The sequence below is a fragment of the Salinarimonas ramus genome, assembly GCF_014645695.1.
Taxonomy (GTDB): Bacteria; Pseudomonadota; Alphaproteobacteria; order Rhizobiales; family Beijerinckiaceae; genus Salinarimonas; species Salinarimonas ramus.
Map to the genome: position 1 here is coordinate 339,855 of NZ_BMMF01000002.1, position 18,735 is coordinate 358,589.

General features: G+C 69.8%; 23 protein-coding genes. 12 read left to right on the forward strand and 11 right to left on the reverse strand.

The window, feature by feature from the left end; genetic code table 11:
- The first annotated feature begins 91 nt into the window (after nt 1-91).
- Both IEX89_RS03905 and IEX89_RS03910 read left to right on the forward strand, forming a co-directional pair.
- Nucleotides 92-973, forward strand: a complete 882-nt coding sequence (locus tag IEX89_RS03905) for a PfkB family carbohydrate kinase (protein WP_188909787.1) — start codon at nt 92-94, stop codon at nt 971-973.
- Nucleotides 970-1,911 (forward strand): pseudouridine-5'-phosphate glycosidase, encoded by a 942-nt coding sequence (locus tag IEX89_RS03910; RefSeq protein WP_188909789.1) that lies wholly within the window; start codon nt 970-972, stop codon nt 1,909-1,911. The genes IEX89_RS03905 and IEX89_RS03910 overlap by 4 nt, the downstream gene beginning before the upstream one ends.
- A 12-nt stretch (nt 1,912-1,923) precedes the next feature.
- Here IEX89_RS03910 and cobT read toward each other — a convergent pair whose 3' ends face one another.
- A complete protein-coding gene (gene cobT / locus IEX89_RS03915; RefSeq protein WP_188909791.1) occupies nt 1,924-2,961 on the reverse strand; it encodes a nicotinate-nucleotide--dimethylbenzimidazole phosphoribosyltransferase in 1,038 nt (345 codons plus the stop codon).
- A gap of 142 nt (nt 2,962-3,103) precedes the next feature.
- On the opposite strand from cobT, the gene IEX89_RS03920 reads away from it, so the two are divergent.
- From IEX89_RS03920 to IEX89_RS03950, 7 genes are all read left to right on the forward strand, one after another.
- Nucleotides 3,104-3,943 carry an adenosylcobinamide-GDP ribazoletransferase gene (locus tag IEX89_RS03920; RefSeq protein ID WP_188909794.1) on the forward strand — a complete coding sequence of 280 codons (840 nt, stop codon included), beginning with the start codon at nt 3,104-3,106 and terminating at the stop codon, nt 3,941-3,943.
- 14 nt (nt 3,944-3,957) lie between these two features.
- Nucleotides 3,958-4,188 (forward strand): DUF1289 domain-containing protein, encoded by a 231-nt coding sequence (locus tag IEX89_RS03925; protein WP_188909796.1) that lies wholly within the window; start codon nt 3,958-3,960, stop codon nt 4,186-4,188.
- On the forward strand, nt 4,188-4,883 hold the full coding sequence (locus tag IEX89_RS03930) for a retropepsin-like aspartic protease family protein (RefSeq protein ID WP_188909798.1): 696 nt from the start codon (nt 4,188-4,190) through the stop codon (nt 4,881-4,883). The genes IEX89_RS03925 and IEX89_RS03930 overlap by 1 nt, the downstream gene beginning before the upstream one ends.
- Nucleotides 4,884-4,986: 103 nt before the next feature.
- A complete protein-coding gene (locus IEX89_RS03935) occupies nt 4,987-5,628 on the forward strand; it encodes a hypothetical protein (protein WP_188909799.1) in 642 nt (213 codons plus the stop codon).
- Nucleotides 5,625-6,263, forward strand: a complete 639-nt coding sequence (locus tag IEX89_RS03940; RefSeq protein ID WP_188909802.1) for an RES family NAD+ phosphorylase — start codon at nt 5,625-5,627, stop codon at nt 6,261-6,263. Before IEX89_RS03935 ends, IEX89_RS03940 begins: the two co-directional genes overlap by 4 nt.
- Nucleotides 6,264-6,418: 155 nt before the next feature.
- Nucleotides 6,419-7,636 (forward strand): NADP-dependent isocitrate dehydrogenase, encoded by a 1,218-nt coding sequence (locus IEX89_RS03945; RefSeq protein ID WP_188909804.1) that lies wholly within the window; start codon nt 6,419-6,421, stop codon nt 7,634-7,636.
- Between the two features lie 250 nt (nt 7,637-7,886).
- Nucleotides 7,887-8,096, forward strand: a complete 210-nt coding sequence (locus IEX89_RS03950; RefSeq protein WP_188909806.1) for a cold-shock protein — start codon at nt 7,887-7,889, stop codon at nt 8,094-8,096.
- A 94-nt stretch (nt 8,097-8,190) separates the two neighbouring features.
- Here IEX89_RS03950 and IEX89_RS03955 read toward each other — a convergent pair whose 3' ends face one another.
- The 3 genes from IEX89_RS03955 to infA all read right to left on the reverse strand — a co-directional run bounded on the left by IEX89_RS03955 (nt 8,191) and on the right by infA (nt 9,141).
- Nucleotides 8,191-8,502 carry a type II toxin-antitoxin system RelE/ParE family toxin gene (locus IEX89_RS03955; protein WP_188909808.1) on the reverse strand — a complete coding sequence of 104 codons (312 nt, stop codon included), beginning with the start codon at nt 8,500-8,502 and terminating at the stop codon, nt 8,191-8,193.
- The gene (locus IEX89_RS03960; RefSeq protein ID WP_188909810.1) at nt 8,499-8,795 is read right to left on the reverse strand and encodes an antitoxin of toxin-antitoxin stability system; all 297 of its coding nucleotides are present in this window, start codon (nt 8,793-8,795) and stop codon (nt 8,499-8,501) included. The genes IEX89_RS03955 and IEX89_RS03960 overlap by 4 nt, the downstream gene beginning before the upstream one ends.
- Nucleotides 8,796-8,859: 64 nt before the next feature.
- A complete protein-coding gene (gene infA, locus IEX89_RS03965; protein ID WP_188909813.1) occupies nt 8,860-9,141 on the reverse strand; it encodes a translation initiation factor IF-1 in 282 nt (93 codons plus the stop codon).
- Between the two features lie 297 nt (nt 9,142-9,438).
- Here infA and IEX89_RS03970 point away from each other — a divergent pair, with 297 nt between their 5' ends.
- Nucleotides 9,439-10,830: a hypothetical protein gene (locus IEX89_RS03970; protein WP_188909815.1), complete on the forward strand. Its 1,392-nt coding sequence runs from the start codon at nt 9,439-9,441 to the stop codon at nt 10,828-10,830.
- Between the two features lie 97 nt (nt 10,831-10,927).
- On the opposite strand, the gene ccoP is transcribed toward IEX89_RS03970, so the two are convergent.
- Genes ccoP through ccoN form a run of 4 tightly spaced genes read right to left on the reverse strand, consistent with a single transcriptional unit; the run spans nt 10,928 to nt 14,393 of the window.
- The gene (gene ccoP / locus IEX89_RS03975) at nt 10,928-11,803 is read right to left on the reverse strand and encodes a cytochrome-c oxidase, cbb3-type subunit III (RefSeq protein ID WP_188909817.1); all 876 of its coding nucleotides are present in this window, start codon (nt 11,801-11,803) and stop codon (nt 10,928-10,930) included.
- A gap of 4 nt (nt 11,804-11,807) precedes the next feature.
- Nucleotides 11,808-11,960, reverse strand: a complete 153-nt coding sequence (locus tag IEX89_RS03980) for a cbb3-type cytochrome c oxidase subunit 3 (protein WP_188909819.1) — start codon at nt 11,958-11,960, stop codon at nt 11,808-11,810.
- 10 nt (nt 11,961-11,970) lie between these two features.
- Nucleotides 11,971-12,708, reverse strand: coding sequence for a cytochrome-c oxidase, cbb3-type subunit II (ccoO, locus tag IEX89_RS03985; protein ID WP_188909821.1), 738 nt, complete (start codon nt 12,706-12,708; stop codon nt 11,971-11,973).
- Nucleotides 12,709-12,722: 14 nt separating this feature from the next.
- Nucleotides 12,723-14,393 (reverse strand): cytochrome-c oxidase, cbb3-type subunit I, encoded by a 1,671-nt coding sequence (gene ccoN, locus IEX89_RS03990; protein ID WP_188909823.1) that lies wholly within the window; start codon nt 14,391-14,393, stop codon nt 12,723-12,725.
- 161 nt (nt 14,394-14,554) lie between these two features.
- Here ccoN and IEX89_RS03995 point away from each other — a divergent pair, with 161 nt between their 5' ends.
- Nucleotides 14,555-15,793 carry a branched-chain amino acid ABC transporter substrate-binding protein gene (locus IEX89_RS03995; protein WP_188909825.1) on the forward strand — a complete coding sequence of 413 codons (1,239 nt, stop codon included), beginning with the start codon at nt 14,555-14,557 and terminating at the stop codon, nt 15,791-15,793.
- Between the two features lie 147 nt (nt 15,794-15,940).
- Entirely contained in the window at nt 15,941-16,354 is a 414-nt protein-coding gene (locus IEX89_RS04000) for an NUDIX domain-containing protein (protein WP_188909828.1), read from the forward strand.
- Between the two features lie 35 nt (nt 16,355-16,389).
- On the opposite strand, the gene IEX89_RS04005 is transcribed toward IEX89_RS04000, so the two are convergent.
- From IEX89_RS04005 to guaB, 3 genes are all read right to left on the reverse strand, one after another.
- On the reverse strand, nt 16,390-16,695 hold the full coding sequence (locus tag IEX89_RS04005; protein ID WP_188909830.1) for a hypothetical protein: 306 nt from the start codon (nt 16,693-16,695) through the stop codon (nt 16,390-16,392).
- A 77-nt stretch (nt 16,696-16,772) separates the two neighbouring features.
- Nucleotides 16,773-17,201: an MAPEG family protein gene (locus IEX89_RS04010; protein ID WP_244645081.1), complete on the reverse strand. Its 429-nt coding sequence runs from the start codon at nt 17,199-17,201 to the stop codon at nt 16,773-16,775.
- A gap of 4 nt (nt 17,202-17,205) precedes the next feature.
- Nucleotides 17,206-18,699 (reverse strand): IMP dehydrogenase, encoded by a 1,494-nt coding sequence (gene guaB, locus IEX89_RS04015; RefSeq protein ID WP_188909832.1) that lies wholly within the window; start codon nt 18,697-18,699, stop codon nt 17,206-17,208.
- Between the last annotated feature and the right edge of the window lie 36 nt (nt 18,700-18,735).

Below are 18,735 nucleotides of genomic sequence, written 5' to 3' on the forward strand. Positions count from 1 at the left end.
TCTGCTAGGTCCGCCCATCCTTCCAGACCGGACCTCGTCCACCATGCGCCCTCCCCCGCCTCGCCGCATCCTCTGCCTCGGCGGCGCGGCCGTGGATCGCACGTACGTGGTCCGCGATGCGGTGCGGCTCGGCACCTCGAACCCGGCCGGCGCGGGCGTCTCGCACGGCGGCGTCGCGCGCAACGTCGCGGAGAATCTGGCGCGCCTCGGCTCGCGCGTCGCCCTCGCCAGCGTCGTCGGCGACGACGCGCCGGGCGGGGAGATCGCGGAGGCGCTGGCGCGGCTCGGCGTCGACCTCTCGGGCATCGAGCGCATCGCGGGCGCGCGCACGGCGGAATACGTGGCCGTCCTGGCGCCCGACGGCGCGCTTCATGTCGGGCTCGCCGCCATGGACGTCCTCGCCGGGCTCGATGCCGGCTTCGTCGCCCGCGCGGCCTGCGACGACGCGGGCCTCGTCTTCGCCGACGCGAATTGCGGCGCGGACGCCCTCGGAGCGCTCCTCGCGCGCGCGCGGAGCGCGCCCTGGCGCCTCGCGATCGACGCCGTCTCCGTCGCCAAGTCCGCGCGCCTGCCGCGCGATCTGCGCGGCATCGACGTCCTGTTCTGCGCCCGCGACGAGGCGCAGGCGCTCGTCGGCGATAGCGGCCCGCCGGAAGATCTCGCCCACGCCCTCGTGGCGCGCGGCGCGGCGGCGGCGATCGTCACGCTGGGCGCCGACGGGCTCGTCCAGGCCGATGCGCAGGGCGCGATCCGGTGGCCTGCGCCGGCGGCTCGCGTCGTCGACGTCACCGGCGCCGGCGACGCGCTCATCGCCGGAACCTTGCATCGCCTCGCCTCGGGCGCGACGCTGACGGACGCGCTCGCGGCCGGCCAGGCGCTCGCCCGCCTCACCATCGCCCGCCCCGGCGCCGTGCGCGCCGACCTCTCGCCCGCCCTCCTCGCGGAGGCTTTGGCCGACGGAGCCCCGACATGACCGCTCGCCACCACGCCACCAATCTCCCGGCCTGCCTCGACGTCGCGCCCGAGGTCGAAGAGGCGCTCGCTGCCGGGCGGCCGGTGGTCGCGCTCGAATCGACCATCATCACCCACGGCATGCCCTGGCCGGCGAACCTCGAGACCGCGCGCGCGGTAGAGGACGTCGTGCGCACGGGCGGCGCGGTGCCCGCCACCATCGCCGTGATCGCGGGGCGCGTGCGCGTCGGCCTCGACGGCGCGACGCTCGAGGCGCTCGCTCGGAAAGCCGACGTGATGAAGCTCTCGCGGGCCGATCTCCCCTTCGCCGTCGCCACCGGGCGCGACGGCGCGACGACAGTGGCCGCGACCATGATCTGCGCCGCCCTCGCGGGCATCCGCGTCTTCGCCACCGGCGGCATCGGGGGCGTGCATCGCGGCGTCGAGGAGACGATGGACGTCTCGGCGGATCTGGAGGAGCTCGCGCGCACGCCGGTCTGCGTCGTCTGCGCCGGCGCCAAGGCGATCCTCGACCTGCCGCGTACGCTGGAAGCGCTGGAGACCCGCGGCGTGCCGGTGATCGGCTACCGCACCGACGATCTGCCCGCCTTCTGGAGCCGCTCGTCGGGCCTGCCGGCGCCGCTGCGCCTCGACGAGGCGGGCGCCATCGCGGCCATGATCGAGGCCAAGCGCGATCTCGGCCTCGAAGGCGGCGTGCTCGTCACCAACCCGGTGCCGGAGGAGGCGGAGATCCCGCGTGCGGAGATCGACGCGCACATCGCCACCGCGCTGGCGGAGGCGAAGGCGCAGCGCATCGCGGCCAAGGCGGTGACGCCCTTCCTGCTCGGGCGCCTCGTCGAGCTGACCGGCGGGCGCAGCCTCGCGACGAACGTCGCGCTGGTGAAGAGCAACGCGGCGCTCGCGGCTGGGATCGCGAGCGCGCTCTCGACCGGCGGCTGAGGGCGGGGCGCCTCAGCCCTCTCCGCGCGAGACGCTCGCCTGCTCGAACGTCGCCATGTCGGTGTGGCAGGCGCAGGCCGCCTTGATCACGCCGATGGCCATCGCCGCGCCGGAGCCTTCGCCCAGGCGCATGTTGAGCGCCAGCAGCGGCGTCTTGCCCATGCGCTCGAGCGCCTCGCGATGGGCGCCCTCCGCGGAGAGGTGACCGGCCACGCAATGGTCGAGCGCGCGCGGATCGAGAGCGTGCAGCACCGCCGCGGCGGCGGAGGCGACGTAGCCGTCGATGACGACGGGCACCCGCTCGGCGCGCGCCGCCAGGATGGCGCCGGCCATGGCGCAGATCTCGCGCCCGCCGAGGCGCCGCAGCACCTCCAGCGGATCGGACAGCGCTTCCCCGTGCAGCGCCAGGGCCTCCTCGATGACGCGCACCTTGCGCGCGAGGCCCTCGTCGTCGACGCCCGAGCCGCGGCCCACCCAGCGCGCCGGCTCGCCGCCGTAGAGCGCGCTGTAGATCGCGGCCGCGGAAGTGGTGTTGCCGATGCCCATCTCGCCGATGCCGAGCAGGTCCGTACCGCCGGCGATCGCCTCCATGCCGAAGGCCATGGTGGCGACGGCGTCCTTCTCGCTCATGGCGGGCTCGGCGCTGAAATCCTTGGTGGGAATGTCGAGGGCGAGGTCGAAGACCTTGAAGCCGATGCCGTAGGCGGCGCAGATCTGGTTGATGGCAGCGCCGCCCGCGGCGAAGTTCTCGAGCATCTGCCGGTTCACGACGTCCGGAAAGGCCGAGACGCCGCGCGCCGTGACGCCGTGGGCGCCGGCGAAGACCGCGACGAGGGGGCGCGCCACGCTGGGCTTGGGCTTCGCCTGCCAGGCGCCGAGCCACTCCGCCAGCCATTCGAGGCGCCCGAGCGAGCCCGCGGGCTTCGTCAGCTCCGCGTCGCGGGCGCGAACGGCGGCGACCGCCGCCTCGTCGGGCCCGGGCATCGCGGAGAGCAGCGCGCGAATGTCGTCGAAGGGCGAGCCGGAGGTCGGAGCGGGCGTGTCGGTCATCGAGCGTCTCCAGCAGGTGATCGAGGCGCGAAAGGCGGGGACGACCGCACGCGCCGGGTGAATCGGATCGTGCGCCGTCCTATAAAGGAGGCGCCCGGGCGGGTGAAGCCGCCCGTTCCGGAAGATTGCGTCTCCCATCGCCATGCACGCACCACGTGACGACCAGAGCGCCCCCGAGGAGGGGCCGATCAAAGGCGCGATCACCGACGTCGCGCGGGCGCTGCGCTTCTATTCGCGGCTGCCCGTGCCGGCCCTGCCGTGGGAGGCGGACCCGCACGCCATGCCCTCTTTCGCACGGATGGCGCGCGTTCTGCCCGTCGCCGGCGCGATCCTCGGCGCGCTCGCGGCATTCGTCGTCGCCGCCACCGCCCTCGCCGGCCTGCCGCCGCTCGTCGCCGCCACGCTTGGCATCGCCGCTCTCGCCGCGATGACGGGCGCGCTCCACGAGGACGGGCTCGCCGACGTGGCCGACGCCTTCGCCGGCGGCGCCACCCGCGAGCGCCGGCTCGAGATCATGAAGGACAGCCGGGTCGGCGCCTTCGGCGCGCTGGCGCTGATCCTCGCGGCGATCCTGCGCGTCGCCGCCCTCGCGGCGCTTCTCGAGGGGGCGGGCATCCTCGGCGCCGCGTGCGCCGTGATCGCCCTTTCCTGCCTTTCGCGCACCGCGACGCTCGTTCCTCTCGCGCTCGCGAGCCCCGCGCGGCGCGAGGGCGCCTCGGCCAGCGTGGGGCGCCTGCCGATGGCGACGCTGCTCTTTGCGAGCGGGCTCGCGGCGGCGATCGCGCTCGCCCTCGCCGCGGCGGGCGGGCTGTCCCTCCTCGGCATGGCGGGGGCGCTCCTCGCGGCGGCCCTCTCAGCGATCCTCCTCACCCGCTGGTCGGTGGCGAAGATCGGCGGCCAGACCGGCGACGTCGCCGGCGCCGCCCAGCAGGTCGCGGAGATCGCCGCCGCCTGCGCCCTCTTGATCGCGCTCGCGCGCTGACGATCTATGCAGCCATGACGACAGCCGCCGCTTCCACCCCCTGCATCAAGGTCTGCCTCATCGACGAGGAGACCGGCCTGTGCGAAGGCTGCGGGCGCACCCGCGCCGAGATCGCCACCTGGGGCCGCAAGCCGGAGGAGGAACGCCTCGCCATCATGGCCGGCCTGGAGCGGCGCATGCGCATCGCCTTCCTCGGCGAGGACGCGGACAGCGCTGCGAGCGGCCGATCGGGCGGGGCCGGCTGATGCCGGGCGCCATCGGCCTCGCGCTCCTCGCCTTCGGCATCGCCGCCCTCGTGTGGACGCACGGCGAGCGCGAGATCCTGGGCCTCGCCCCCGAGGACTTCGCGCGGCTCACGGCGCTCACCGCCCTCGTCCTGTTCATCTCGGGCTCGCTGTTCTCGCGCTATCGCGGCCGCTTCGCCGCCTTTGTCGGCCATCTGGTCTCGTGGGTGGTGATCTTCGTCTCGATCATCGCGCTCTACACCCACCGCTTCGAGCTCGAATCGGTGGCGATGCGGGTGATGGCGGAGCTGCGGCCCGGTAGCGCCGTGACGATCGCGCCGGGCGAGGTGAGCGTGCGGCGCGGCTTCGACGGCTCCTTCGTGCTGCGCGGCAGCGCCGAGGGGACGCCCCTCGACTTCATCTTCGACACCGGCGCGAACGTCGTCGTGCTCACCGCCGAGGCGGCCGAGCGGCTCGGCTATGCCGGCGAGGACCTCTCCTACCGCGTGCCGGTGCTCACCGCGAACGGGCGCACCATGGCCGCCCCCATCGTCCTCGACACCCTCGCCGTCGGCGACATCGTCGAGAGGCGCGTGCGCGCCCTCGTCGCCCGCCCCGGCGCCCTGCCGCAGAACCTTCTCGGCATGACCTTCCTCGACCGGCTCGAGTCCTACGAGGTGCGCCGCGACGAGCTGGTGCTGCGGGGGCGGGGGTAGAGGGGACCTCGACCAGCAATCGCCATGATATCCCTGAGCCCTTCTTGACATCATCGATCTCAGGCATAATCTCCGTGGACGGGTTCCGTCCGACGACGAGGGCATGATGGGCGAGCAGGCGCACTCCTACGCGATCGAGACGCTCGATCTCGCGCGTGAGGACTCACGGATCCTGCCGGCCGGCCACACGCTGATCGTGCACGCGGACAACGAACGGGATCTCGCTCTCGCGCGTCGTGCGATCCAGGCGCTGGACCGTGGCGCCGTTCCCGGGCGTGCAGCCCGCCGTGCGGAGCGAATCGAGCGTCTCGTCGAGGTATTGATTGCCGAGGAGCCGCTTTCCCAGGTCGAGGCCGACCTAGAAACCGACAACGCCGCTCTGCGCGCGCGCTATCTCGAAACGGTCCCGACGCTCACTGCCGCAGACCTGCATCTAGTGGCCGGCAGCGAAGCGGCCAATCGGAGCGCGCTGGCTGCGGGCTGGAAGAAGGACGGGCGCGTCTTTGCCGTCTCGCACAAAGGTGTCGACCGGTTTCCCGCTTTCCAGTTTTCCGACGGCCGCCCTCGTCCCGAGATCAAGCGCATCTTGCTGGCTCTGCCGCGAGAGCTGACCTCCTGGCAGATCGCTCTGTGGTTCGCATCCGGCAACGGCTGGCTCGGGGATAGAACACCGCAAGAGAGTCTTTCCGACATCGAAGCGGTCGTTCAGGCCGCCGCACGGATGCGGGAAGCGACGGTCGGGTGAACGGCGAGGTTCCTGCGCCTCCCGCGGATCTCGCCGCACCCAATACGGTGCGTGTCGCCGCAGAGAGCCGCTTCCACCGCATTCACCTATCGCGCTTCGAGGGGGCATCTTTCAACCCCTGCCTCGGCCGTCCGACCCGCTTCGCGCCGATCGTCGACCGCGAAGGATGCTGCGTTCCCTCGCTCTATGCTGCGACGACGCTCGAAGCGGCGATCTTCGAAAGCTTGTTTCACGACATTCCTGCTTCGTCGGGGTTCAGGACGGTTCCGCTCCATGACGCGCGGGATCGTAGCCACACAGAGCTCATGACGACACGCACGCTCGTGCTGGCAGAGCTCCGCACGCCCGACCTGGCGAAATGGGGCCTGACGCATCGCGAGCTCGTCTCGGCTCCCGCCAACATGTATGAAATGACGGCACAGTGGGCGCAGGCGCTTCACTGGCGCTTCACCGACCTCGACGGGCTCCTTTGGACATCGAACCGGTGCGATCCAGCCAGCGCGCTCGTCTTGTTCGGAGATCGCGCCGCCGACGCCGTCGCGGTCGTCTCGTCACGCCGAGCAGCGGACGACGACAGCTTGCTCTCGGACATGCGCGCAGCAGGCGCGAGAGCCGGAATCACGCTGACGTTCTGACGAGCGCAGCTCAACGAAAAACCGCCTTTTCGACCCCTCACATACGCCCCCGGCGAAAGCCGGACTTCCCCACGCGCGCCCTCCGGGCTATGACGCGCGCCGGAAGGGGGACGCGGAGGCGTTCCCATAGGTCACACACCGCGAAAGGTCGCACGATGGCGAAGATCAAGGTCGCAAACCCGGTGGTGGAGCTCGACGGCGACGAGATGACCCGGATCATCTGGGCCTACATCAAGGACAAGCTCATCCACCCCTATCTCGACATCGACCTGGAATATTACGACCTCGGCGTCGAGCATCGCGACGCGACCGACGACCAGGTGACCATCGACGCGGCCAACGCCATCAAGAAGCACGGCGTGGGCGTCAAGTGCGCCACGATCACCCCCGACGAGCAGCGCGTCGAGGAGTTCGGTCTCAAGCAGATGTGGCGCTCGCCCAACGGCACGATCCGCAACATCCTGGGCGGCGTGATCTTCCGCGAGCCGATCATCTGCAAGAACGTGCCGCGTCTCGTGCCCGGCTGGACGCAGCCGATCATCGTCGGCCGCCACGCCTTCGGCGACCAGTACCGCGCCACCGACTTCAAGGTGCCCGGCAAGGGCCGCATGACCATCAAGTTCGAGGGCGAGGACGGCACCGTCATCGAGAAGGAGGTGTTCCAGTTCCCGGGCGCCGGCGTCGCGATGGCGATGTACAATCTCGACGAGTCGATCCGCGACTTCGCCCGCGCCTCGATGAATTACGGCCTGAACCGCAAGTACCCGGTCTATCTGTCCACCAAGAACACCATCCTCAAGGCCTATGACGGGCGCTTCAAGGACCTGTTCCAGGAGGTCTACGAGAACGAGTTCGCCGATAAGTTCAAGGCGGCCGGGATCACCTACGAGCACCGCCTGATCGACGACATGGTCGCCTCGGCGCTGAAGTGGTCGGGCGGCTACGTCTGGGCCTGCAAGAACTACGACGGCGACGTCCAGTCCGACACGGTCGCGCAGGGCTTCGGCTCGCTCGGCCTGATGACCTCCGTGCTGATGACGCCCGACGGCCAGACCGTGGAGGCCGAGGCCGCCCACGGCACGGTGACGCGTCACTACCGCGAGCACCAGAAGGGCAAGGAGACCTCGACGAACTCCATCGCCTCGATCTTCGCATGGACGCGGGGCCTCGCCCACCGCGCCAAGCTCGACGGCAACGACGCGCTCGCCCGCTTCGCCGACACGCTGGAGAAGGTCTGCATCGACACGGTCGAGGCCGGCCACATGACGAAGGACCTCGCCCTCCTCGTGGGCCCGGATCAGCCCTGGCTGACGACGACGGGCTTCCTCGACAAGGTCGACGAGAACCTGAAGAAGGCGATGGCCGCGGGCTGAGCCGCTCGCCCCGTCTGCGTGATCCGAAGGCCCGGCCGGAAATCGGCCGGGCCTTTTTTTCGCGCGAGGACCTTTAAATCGACACGATTAGCGCGTATGTCAAAAGGATCGAGTTTAGGCCGGACGACTTGGCCAGACAGCGCATCACGATGCGCGGCTGACGACCCTTCCTCAAGACATCGATATCCCCATGGGTGGGCGCCTCGCGGCGTGCGCCCGACTGAAACTGCATGCCTCGAGAGGGAACGTCATGCATACCGGTACCGTGAAGTGGTTCAACGCGACCAAGGGCTTCGGCTTCATTCAGCCCGACGAGGGCGGTGCGGACGTGTTCGTCCACATCTCCGCCGTCGAGCGCGCGGGTCTGCGCGGCCTCAACGAGGGCCAGAAGATCTCCTACGAGATCGTCGCCGACCGCCGCACCGGCAAGTCGGCCGCCGACAAGCTCGCGCTCGCGTGAGCCAGAGCTGATCCGGCCGGGGCCGCTCGCGAGAGCGGCCTCGGACCTGGAACGCGAAAGGGCGCCGGCCGCGAGGCCAGGCGCCCTTTTTCGTTCATCGGAGGTCGGCAGGCGATGGTGCAGCGTCATCCACGATCGGCCAAAGACGCGCGGTGTGGACGATTGCGACGATCCAGACGATATCGCCATCCACCTCGTAGACGAGGCGATAGCTCGGATGAGGTATCGTTTCGCGAGTGCCGGGCACCCGACCGGCTTGGCCTGAAAACGGATGCGATTTCAAGCGTGATACGGCTCGAGAGAATCTCTGGTCGAGCCGGCGCGCAGCGCGAGGGTTGTGCTGCGCGATGTGCTCCAGGATGCGAGATCGATCGTCGGTCGCGTCATTCGTCCAGCGGACGATCAAGCCGAATCAGCCGCCAAGCGGCGCCTTCTCTCGGCGAACTCGGCCTCGACGTCCTCGTTGGAGCGCCACCTGCCGGCGTTGATAGAGGCGCGCGAACGTTCGACCTTCGCGCGCAGAAACGCGTCATATTCGGGCGGAACCTCGTCTCGGCACTTGCGCCGATCATCGACGTAGCTGCGAACGAGCTCACGCAAGATGTCTGCGGGCGGCACGTCCTGAAGCGCCGCCTCGCCGAGAAAAGCGTCACGGAGATCCGCATCCAGCTGGATCGTCAGCTCTGCCTCGTCCGGCATCTCGGCCTCCTTGCAATTCTCCCCGACGCTAGCTCATGACCGTCTTCGAGACCAGCCGATACCGTCACCGCCGGCGGGGGCCGCCGGGACGCGAGCCGCCGGGGCGCGGGCCCATCGGGCCGCGGTCGTCCTTGTGGCGGAACACGAGGCGCCCCTTGTCGAGGTCGTAAGGCGACATCTCGACGGTGACGCGGTCGCCGGCGATGGTCTTGATGCGGAACTTCCGCATCTTGCCGGCGGTGTAGGCGATCACCTCGTGGCCGTTCTCGAGCTCGACCCGAAACTTCGCGTCGGGGAGAACCTCGGTCACGATGCCCTCGAAGGTGATCAGCTCCTCTTTCGCCATACGGTCATCCTTTGATCAGCCAAAACGACCGTAGCGCCCCCGCGGGCGCCGGTCGGAAAAGTCATCTGCGCTTTAAACCCACGGCCGCGCAAGGTCAAACGCGTCGGGCTTCGCAAGCCCGAGCGGAGAGAGGCGGCCGCGCGCCCGCGGGCGCGCCGTTCGACATCACATATGGGGTGCGGGGAACGTCTGCGCAACCCTGCGAGCGGCGGGGCCTCGGAGCGGCTTGATCGAACGCACCAGCATCTGCAATCGTGGGCCGACAATTCGTCGACAAGCACGCGAGGAGAGCGGGTGATGGGTGATCTGGACCAGGTCCTGGAGAAGAGCCATCGCGCGCGGCTCTTCCCCGTCCTCGCCGAAACCTCGAAGGAGGGCCGCGCGACGTCGATCTATCTCGCCTGCCTCGCGAGCGTGAACGAGTTCGGTCGCGTCATGCTGGCGAGCCTGGGCCAGCGCGTCGGCAGCCGAGCGCAGATCGCGGCTTATACGGAGGTCGCCTTCCCGATGGGCAAGGGCGAGAAGGCGGCCCGGCCCGACGGCCTCGTCGTCCTGCGCGTCGGCGCGCGGCGCTGGACGGCGCTCGTCGAGGCGAAGGTCGGCAACGCGGATCTCTCGGTCGCGCAGGTGGAGCTCTATTGCGAGGTGGCGCGGCGCTACGGCATCGACGCGGTCGTCACGCTCTCCAACGAGTTCGCCTCGCTGCCCGCGCACCATCCGCTGGAGATCTCGGCGGCGGCGCGCAAGAAGGTGGAAGTGTACCACTGGTCCTGGATGAACGTGCTCACCCAGGCGACGCTCCTCATCGACGGTGCGGGCGTCGAGGACGCCGATCAGGCCTTCATCCTCGCCGAGCTGGTGCGCTTCCTCACGCATCCGAGCACGGGCGTGAAGGGCTTCGACCGCATGCCGGCGCCGTGGCCGGACCTAGTGGCGAAGGCGCAGGCGGGTGCGCCGATGTCGCCTGCGAGCGAGGCGGTGCGCGAGGTGGTCGGCGCCTGGCACCAGGAGGTGCGGGACCTGTGCCTCATCCTCAGCCGCCAGCTGACGACGGAGGTCGACCCGCATCTGCCGAGGGCGCAGCGTGCGGACGCGGAGGCGCGGCTGAGAGCGGACGCGGAGCGGTTGTGCGCCGAGCATTGCCTCGGCGCGAGCCTGCGGGTGCCGGATGCCGCGGCGCCCATCGAGATCCGCGCCGACCTGCGGGCGCGCGCCATCGTCGTCTCCATGAAGGTGCGTGCGCCGGAGGACCGCAAGAGCAACAAGGCGCGCCTCGGCTGGCTGCTGCGCCAGGTGGAGGCCAGCGATCCCGCCGGCATCCACGTGCGGCTGCACTATATCGGCCGCGCGCCCTCGCGGCAGGCGAGCCTCGCGGAGGCGCGAACCGACGCGGAGGAGCTCGCGGGCGGGCGGGACGCGCCCGAGCTCGTCTCGATGGAGATCCTGCTCGTCAGCGATCTCGCGGCGAAGTTCGCCCAGCGCAACAAGTTCATCTCCGAGCTGGAGGCCGCGGTGCCGAGCTTCTACGAGCGCGTCGGCCAGCACCTGAAGGGCTGGCAGCCCCGCCCGCCGCGCCTGCGCGAGGACCGCACGGAACCCGAGAGCGTCAGCGTGGAGGCGTTGGCGGAGGAGAGCGAGGAGGAGGCGTCCGCGACGCAGAACGTCTGGTTCGTTCCCGAGCCCGAATGAGAGAGTGTGACGACCCTCGAAACGAGAACGGCGGGCCCCTCTCCAGGACCCGCCGCCTCCATCTACATCGCCGAGGTCACGCGCCTCGGCGCGGCGCTCACTCGCCGCCGCCCAGCGTGTGGACGTAGACCGCCAGCGCCTTCACCGTGGCATCGTCGAGGCGCTCGCCGAAATGCGGCATCATCCCGCCGCGGCCGTTGACGAGACCCTCGAGGATCACCTCGCGGTCAGAGCCGTAGAGCCAGATGCCGTCGGTGAGGTTCGGCGCGCCCATCTCGCGGATGCCCTCGCCGGTCTCGCCGTGGCAGGCGGCGCAGTTCGTCGCGAAGAGCTCGGCGCCCTGAGCCGCGTCGAAGCCGGCCGTCGTCTCGAGACCCGAGAGCGAGCGGACATAGTCGGTGAGCACCACGGCGTCCTCCCGGCCGAACCAGCCGTCGCGGACGAAGGCCGGCATGTCGCCGATGCGGGTCTCCATGGGGGTGGAGCGGATGCCGTGGGTGATCGTCTGGTGGATGGCGTCGATGGAGCCGCCCCACAGCCAATCGTCGTCGACGAGGTTGGGAAAGCCCGTCGCCCCGCCGCCGCCAGCGCCGTGGCAGGCCGAGCAATTGTCGCCGAACGCCGCGCGACCGTAGGCCTGGGCGAAGGCGAGGAGCTGGGGATCCTCCTCGATGGCGACGAGCTCGACGTCCCGGAGCTTGGCGATCTCGCCGCCGCGCGACGCGTCGAGCCGCTCGAGATCGCTCACGACGGCCGAGCGCGAGTTCCAGCCCAGCAGGCCGCCCGTCGCCGAGTTGACGAGGGGGATCGCCGGGTAGAGCAGCACGTAGATCACCGAGAAGGCGATCGAGATGTAGAAGAGGTTCAGCCACCAGCGCGGGAGCGGGTTGTTGAGCTCCTTGATGCCGTCCCATTCGTGACCGGTCGTCGTGACGCCGGTCACCTGATCGATGTCCTGCTTGTTCTGGGCCATGGCCTCAATCCTCTTCGATCGGCGTCCGCGCGGCCTTGTCGAAGGTCGAGCGGTTGGACGGCATCAGCGCGTAGGCGAGGACGAGGGCGAACCCGAACACGAAGATCAGGAGGCCGCCCGTCTGCGCGAAGGAGGCGAGGATGTTGTACGTGTCCATTCTCCCCTCCTCAGCGCACGTTCGCCTGGCCGTCGTAGGTCGAGAAATCGACCAGCGTGCCGAGCGTCTGCAGGTAGGCGACGAGGGCGTCGCCCTCGGTGATGACGCCGTCGGAGCGGCCCGAGAACGAGCGCGCCTGCGCCTTGGGATAGCGCTCGAGGAGGTCGCCCTGCCCCGCATCGTCCGTCGTCGCCTGGGCGATGACGTCCGAGCGGGCGTTGAGGATCATGTCCTCGGTATAGGGTACGCCCATCGCCGCCTGGACGGAGAGGTCGCGGTCGATCGTGTCGAAATCGAGCGGCGTCTCGAACAGGAAGGGGTAGCCCGGCATGATCGAGGCCGGCACGACGGAGCGCGGATCGACCAGGTGCGCCACGTGCCAGGCGTCCGAATACTTGCCGCCGACGCGCGCGAGGTCGGGCCCCGTACGCTTCGAGCCCCATTGGAAGGGCTTGTCGTACATGGATTCCGCCGCCAGCGAGTAGTGGCCGTAGCGCTCGACCTCGTCACGCAGCGGACGCACCATCTGGCTGTGACAATTGTAGCAGCCCTCGCGGACGTAGACGTTGCGCCCCGCCAGCTCGAGGGGGCTGTAGGGCCGCATGCCCTCCACCTCCTCGATCGTGTTCTTGAGGTAGAAGAGCGGGGCGATCTCGACGAGGCCGCCGATGGCGACCACGCCCAGGATGCCGGCGACGAGGACGACCGAGTTCTTCTCGAAGATCGCGTGCTTGTTCCAGAGAGACATGTCTCGCCCCCCCCTTACTCGGCCGCGACCAGCGGCGACTTCGGCTCGGCCTCGGCGACCGGCTTGACCGCACGAACTGTCATGACCAGGTTGTAGACCATGATGAGAGCGCCCGCGAGGAACAGCAGACCGCCGAGCCCGCGAATGACGTAGTAGGGATGCATCGCCTCGGAGGTCTCGATGAACGAGTATTCGAGGAAGCCCAGCGCCGTGTACGCCCGCCACATAAGGCCCTGCATGATGCCGGCGACCCACATGGACGAGATGTACAGCACGATCCCGAGCGTCGAGATCCAGAAGTGCCAGTTGACCAGCTTGAGCGAGTAGAGCCGCTCACGGTTCCACAGCCAGGGCACGAGGCAGTAGATCGCGCCGAAGGAGATGTAGGCGACCCAGCCGAGCGCGCCCGAATGCACGTGGCCGACGGTCCAGTCGGTGTAGTGCGAGAGCGAGTTCACGACCTTGATCGACATCATCGGGCCCTCGAAGGTCGACATGCCGTAGAAGGCGATGGACACGACCATGAGGCGCAGCACTGGATCGGTCCGCAGCTTGTCCCAGGCGCCCGAGAGCGTCATCAGGCCGTTGATCATGCCGCCCCAGGAGGGCATCCACAGCATGATCGAGAACACCATGCCGAGCGTCTGCGCCCAGTCCGGCAGCGCCGTGTAGTGCAGGTGGTGCGGGCCGGCCCAGATGTAGAGGAAGATCAGCGCCCAGAAGTGGATGATCGAGAGGCGGTAGGAATAGACCGGCCGCTCCGCCTGCTTCGGGACGAAGTAGTACATGATCGCGAGGAAGCCGGCGGTGAGGAAGAAGCCGACCGCGTTGTGGCCGTACCACCACTGCACCATGGCGTCCTGCACCCCCGACCAGACCTGGTAGGACTTGGCCGAGAACAGCGACACCGGGATCACGGCGTTGTTGCCCAGATGCAGCATCGCGATCGTGACGATGAAGGCCAGGTAGAACCAGTTCGCCACGTAGATGTGGGGCTCCTTGCGCTTGCGCAGCGTGAGCATGAACATCAAGAGGTAGGCGACCCACACGACCGTGAGGAACAGGTCGGCGTACCACTCGGGCTCGGCGTATTCCTTCGACTGCGTGATGCCGAGCAGGTAGCCCGTGCCGGCGATCAGGATGAAGAAGTTGTAGCCCAGGACCACGAACCAGGGGGTGATGTCGCCGGCGAGCCGCGCGCGGCTCGTGCGCTGCACCACGTAGAGCGACGTCGCCAGCAGCACGTTGCCGCCGAAGGCGAAGATCACCGCCGAGGTGTGCAGCGGGCGCATCCGGCCGAAATTCAGGAAGGCGAGGTCGAAGTTCAGCGCCGGGAAGGCGAGCTGGAAGGCGATGAGAACGCCCACCGTGAAGCCGGCGATGCCCCAGACCATGGCCGCGACCGTCGCGAACTTGACGGGGCCCATGTTGTAGTTGGGCTTGCCGTCGATCTCCTGCGGCGGCAGCGCCGCCGGGCGATCGTTGTAGCGGTTCATGATCGCGAACACCGCCGCGACGGACCCCGCCGCGAACAGGTAGGCGTGGAAGGCGTAGGCCGCTTCGTAGGCCTTCGCGGCGACGACGATGGAGAGGAGGGCGAGCGCCGCGAGTGCGAGCGCGCTTCCCCCCTCGCCGAGCGTCATCCGCTTGGCCGGAGCGACCGGAGATGCGCCGATTGAGGCCATGGAAATCCCCTGGGTGAGCTGCCGTGTACTGACGTGCGCCCGGGCTTGGCAGTCCGGGCCTTGGCGGCACCATCGACGCATCGGGCCCCATCCGGCCTTGATCTCGGTCAACGAGCGGCCATTGTGGGAGCGGAAATCACAGGCAGATCGAGCGCTCATCCGTGACGTACCGGACCCTTCGCACGCGGCTCGCCGCTCCCCTCGCCGCGGCGGCGCTTCTCGCCCTCGCTCCGGCCGGCGCCGAGGCGCAGGTGCGCATCGCCGTGGTCGGCCCGCAGACGGGTCCGCTCGCGGCCTTCGGCGCCATGATGGAGACGGGCGCCGCCCTCGCGGCGGAGGCGATCAACGCCCGCGGCGGGATCGCGGGCGAGCCCCTCGAGATCCTGGTGCGCGACGATATCGGCGATCCCGCCCGCGCGCGCACGGTCGCGGGCGCTCTCGTCGCGGACGAGCCGGAGCTTCTCGGCGTCATCGGCCATCTCACGGCGGGTCCCTCGCTGGAAGCCGCGCCGCTCTATGCGGATGCGGGCATCCCGATGATCACGCCCGCCGTCACCGAGCCGCGGCTCACGGAGGAGCCCGCCTGGAACGTGCTGCGCCTCGCGCCCTCCGACCAGGTGCAAGGCGCGCTCGCGGCGCAGGCGGTGGCGCAGGCCGCTCCCGCGGCGCGGGTCGCCATCGTCCACGACAAGACGGGCTTCGGCAAAGGCGCCGCCGACGTCTTCCGCGCCACGCTCGAGGAAGCCGGCATCGTCGACGTCCTCTACGAGGGGCTCGACGCCGGCGAGCCGAGCTATCGCGGCCTCGCGGCGCGGGTCGCGGCGGCGGAACCGGACTTCGTCTATCTCGGCGGCCTCGCGCCCGAAGCCGCGCTCCTCCTGCGCGACCTGCGCGCGGCGGGCTCGCGGGCGCGGCTGGTCGGCACCGACGCCCTCGCCTCCCCGGTCTTCGCCAACCTCGACGCGGACGTCGCCGGCGGGACCTGGATGACGGCGGCGCCGGCCGCGCTCGACAACCCGGCGGCGACCACGATCGCGGGGGTGATCCTCTCGCAGGCCACGGCCACCGGCGAATCGGCCGAGAGCACCGCCGCACCGTCACCGGCGAGCGTGCTCCCGATCCTCGCCGCCGAGGACGTCATCGAGACGCTCCACCCCGTGGCCCTGCGCGCCTACGCCGCCGTGGAGGCGCTCGCCGACGCCGCGAGCGCAATCGGCACGACGGACGGCGAAGCCATCGCCGCACGCCTGCGCGAGGCGCCGGTGGACACGGCGCTCGGCCCCGTCCGGTTCGACGCCGCCGGCGAGGTCGAGATGCCGCTGATGGCCGTCCACGAATGGCGGCCGGGGCCGCTCGGCGCGCTGGATTACGTGGGGAACCGGGTCGGCGGGGACGAGTGAGCGTCCGAGAACATCAATAGGTGGCTACAAGCCGTTGCACGGGCTGGCGAATTCGGCGAAGAGGGCGACATCGTCATCCGCGAGCGGGGCATTGGCATGGACGCGTGGCTTCGTCGCCTGAGAGATGCGGTCGGCACCGATCTGCTCATGATCAAGTCCGCCGCCGGCTGGATCGAGGCCGAGGACGGGCGCGTCCTCATGCAGAAGCGACGGGAGCCCGAGGGCTCCTGGGGCTTTCCCGGGGGGATCGTGGACCTCGGCGAATCGGTCGCCGAGGCCGCGATCCGGGAGATCCGCGAGGAGACCGGCCTCGACGTCGTGCCCACCCGCCTCGTCGGGATCTACAGCAAGTATCTCGTCACCCTCGCGAATGGCGATCGCTGCCAGACGGTGACCTCGTTCTTCGCCTGCCGGCCCGTTGGCGGCCGGCTCGATCGCGAGAACGCCGAGAGCGCTGCGCTCAGATGGTTAGCGCCCGATGCGCTGCCGCCGCTCTATTGCGAGCAGCACCGTGACATGGCCCGCGACGCCGCGGCGGGCGCGACGGGGGTGTTCCGCTGACGGTCGGGGGTGCCTGTGCGCGAGTCTCGTTTCGCTTAGAAGTCTGTGTCCAAGGCCACGTCGAGCGTACCACGTGACGCCTTGAAATCTTCGAGCCATGCGCCGTCCAGCGCGACGTGCGCGAGGGCGAAGCGGATGAGTGTCTCGTCGTCCTCGATCCCGGTCTGGCGGCGGACCGTCTCCAGAAGCGTTCTGTCCACCTTGACGGCAAGCCGCGCCGCATCGGCTCCGACGAGACCGTCGCGTGCGGCGTTGCGCAGCACGACGGGAACGCGCTCGGCCAGCACGGCCCTCCCACCATCCTCCCAACCCTCGGCCCGATCCTTCACCGACCCGTCCATGTCCGCCTCTCCCGGCTGCGGAACAGTCATTGCCCGACCTTACGCTCGGCGCCGCCCCGTCGCAATCCGGTATTCGATCAGAAAACGTACATCCCCAGCGCGAACCACCCCCAATGCGCAGCCAGGATGGCCATGCCGACGACGAAGATCGGGCCGCGCTTCCTCACGTCGTTGGAGGTCACGAACACCGCCGCGTGGGCGATGCGCGCGGCGACGAAGGCCCAGGCGAGGACGAGGTCGACCATTCCGCCCTGCCCCGTCGCCAGGAGGAGGCCGATCAGGACGTAGAACAGGACCGGCAGCTCCAGCTGGTTCCGGTAGCAGTTCATCACCTTCAGGATGCGCGTCGGCCAGGCCGGCTCGCGCAGGGCGATGTCGCGCATCTTCACCTCGCCGCGGCCGACGGCGGCGAAGCGCATGCGCCCGCCCCAGAGCAGGAGCGCGAAGGTCATCGCGATCATGACGAGGACGGGCGCGACGAGCGCGCCCGAGGAGACGGCGCCCACCCGCTCAGACCCGCGAGGGGTAGTTCGGGCTCTCGCGCGTGATGGTCACGTCGTGGACGTGGCTCTCGCGAAGCCCGGCATTGGTGATGCGCACGAACTCGGCGCGCTCGGCGAAGTCGTCGAGGGTGCGCGAGCCCGTGTAGCCCATGGCGGCGCGCAGGCCGCCGGCGAGCTGGTGCAGCACGGCGCCCACGGGGCCCTTGTAGGGCACCTGGCCCTCGATGCCCTCGGGCACGAGCTTCATCTGGTCCTTGATGTCCTGCTGGAAGTAGCGGTCCGCCGAACCGCGCGCCATCGCGCCCACCGAGCCCATGCCGCGATAGGCCTTGTAGGAACGGCCCTGGTAGAGGAACACCTCGCCCGGCGCCTCCTCGGTGCCGGCCAGCAGCGAGCCGACCATCACCGTCGAGGCGCCGGCGGCGAGCGCCTTGGCGACGTCGCCGGAGAACTTGATGCCGCCGTCGGCGATGACGGGCGTCTTCGTGCTCTCGGCCGCGCGCACCGATTCCATCACGGCGGTGAGCTGGGGCACGCCCACGCCCGCGACGATGCGCGTCGTGCAGATCGAGCCCGGCCCGATGCCGACCTTCACCGCGTCCGCGCCCGCGTCGATCAGCGCCTTGGCGCCGTCGTAGGTCGCGACGTTGCCCGCGATGACCTGGACGTGGTTCGAGAGCGTCTTCACGCGGGTGACGGAGGCGAGCACGCCCGCCGAATGACCATGGGCGGTGTCCACCACGATCACGTCGCAGCCCGCCTCGACGAGCCGCTCCGAGCGCTCGAAGCCGGAATCGCCCGTCGTCGTCGCCGCCGCGCACAGGAGGCGTCCCTGCGCGTCCTTGGCGGCGTGCGGGTAGGCGACCTGCTTCTCGATGTCCTTGACGGTGATGAGGCCCGTGCAGCGGTAATGGTCGTCGACGACGAGCAGCTTCTCGATGCGGAACTGATGCAGGAGCCGCCGCGCCTCGTCCTGGGAGACGTCCTCGCGTACGGTGATGAGCCGATCCTTCGTCATCAGCTCGGCGACGGGCTGGCTCATCCGGTCGGCGAAGCGCACGTCGCGGTTCGTGAGGATGCCGACGAGCTTGCCCTTCTTGCCCGCGGGCCCGCGCTCCACCACCGGGATGCCGGAGATGTGGTTGCGCTTCATGATCTCGAGCGCATCCGCCAGCGTCTCGTCGGGATGGATGGTGATCGGGTCCATGACCATGCCCGACTCGTACTTCTTCACCATCCGCACCTGGCGCGCCTGCTCGTCGGGCTCGAGATTGCGGTGGATGACGCCGATGCCGCCCATCTGGGCCATGGCGATGGCCATGCGCCCTTCCGTCACCGTGTCCATCGCAGAGGCGACGATGGGCATGTTGAGCCGGATCTGGTTGGTGAGCCGGGTGCGGATGTCGACGTCGGAGGGCAGCACCTCCGAATGGGCGGGGCGCAACAGGACGTCGTCGAAGGTCAGCCCCTCGCTCAGTCGGTCTTCGATCAATCGGGCCATGGGAGCCAACTCTCCTGCGGGCGGATGGCCGGGAGA

Excerpts from the sequence above, each read along its gene's own strand:
- IEX89_RS04005 (WP_188909830.1), bottom strand. The coding sequence starts at position 16,695 with ATGGACGGGTCGGTGAAGGATCGGGCCGAGGGTTGGGAGGATGGTGGG.
- guaB (WP_188909832.1), bottom strand. The coding sequence starts at position 18,699 with ATGGCCCGATTGATCGAAGACCGACTGAGCGAGGGGCTGACCTTCGAC.
- IEX89_RS03950 (WP_188909806.1), top strand. The coding sequence starts at position 7,887 with ATGCATACCGGTACCGTGAAGTGGTTCAACGCGACCAAGGGCTTCGGC.
- cobT (WP_188909791.1), bottom strand. The coding sequence starts at position 2,961 with ATGACCGACACGCCCGCTCCGACCTCCGGCTCGCCCTTCGACGACATT.
- IEX89_RS03960 (WP_188909810.1), bottom strand. The coding sequence starts at position 8,795 with ATGCCGGACGAGGCAGAGCTGACGATCCAGCTGGATGCGGATCTCCGT.
- IEX89_RS03970 (WP_188909815.1), top strand. The coding sequence starts at position 9,439 with ATGGGTGATCTGGACCAGGTCCTGGAGAAGAGCCATCGCGCGCGGCTC.
- IEX89_RS04000 (WP_188909828.1), top strand. The coding sequence starts at position 15,941 with ATGATCAAGTCCGCCGCCGGCTGGATCGAGGCCGAGGACGGGCGCGTC.
- IEX89_RS03910 (WP_188909789.1), top strand. The coding sequence starts at position 970 with ATGACCGCTCGCCACCACGCCACCAATCTCCCGGCCTGCCTCGACGTC.
- IEX89_RS03920 (WP_188909794.1), top strand. The coding sequence starts at position 3,104 with ATGCACGCACCACGTGACGACCAGAGCGCCCCCGAGGAGGGGCCGATC.
- IEX89_RS03935 (WP_188909799.1), top strand. The coding sequence starts at position 4,987 with ATGATGGGCGAGCAGGCGCACTCCTACGCGATCGAGACGCTCGATCTC.
- ccoN (WP_188909823.1), bottom strand. The coding sequence starts at position 14,393 with ATGGCCTCAATCGGCGCATCTCCGGTCGCTCCGGCCAAGCGGATGACG.
- IEX89_RS03980 (WP_188909819.1), bottom strand. The coding sequence starts at position 11,960 with ATGGACACGTACAACATCCTCGCCTCCTTCGCGCAGACGGGCGGCCTC.
- IEX89_RS03930 (WP_188909798.1), top strand. The coding sequence starts at position 4,188 with ATGCCGGGCGCCATCGGCCTCGCGCTCCTCGCCTTCGGCATCGCCGCC.
- IEX89_RS03925 (WP_188909796.1), top strand. The coding sequence starts at position 3,958 with ATGACGACAGCCGCCGCTTCCACCCCCTGCATCAAGGTCTGCCTCATC.
- IEX89_RS03945 (WP_188909804.1), top strand. The coding sequence starts at position 6,419 with ATGGCGAAGATCAAGGTCGCAAACCCGGTGGTGGAGCTCGACGGCGAC.
- ccoP (WP_188909817.1), bottom strand. The coding sequence starts at position 11,803 with ATGGCCCAGAACAAGCAGGACATCGATCAGGTGACCGGCGTCACGACG.
- infA (WP_188909813.1), bottom strand. The coding sequence starts at position 9,141 with ATGGCGAAAGAGGAGCTGATCACCTTCGAGGGCATCGTGACCGAGGTT.
- ccoO (WP_188909821.1), bottom strand. The coding sequence starts at position 12,708 with ATGTCTCTCTGGAACAAGCACGCGATCTTCGAGAAGAACTCGGTCGTC.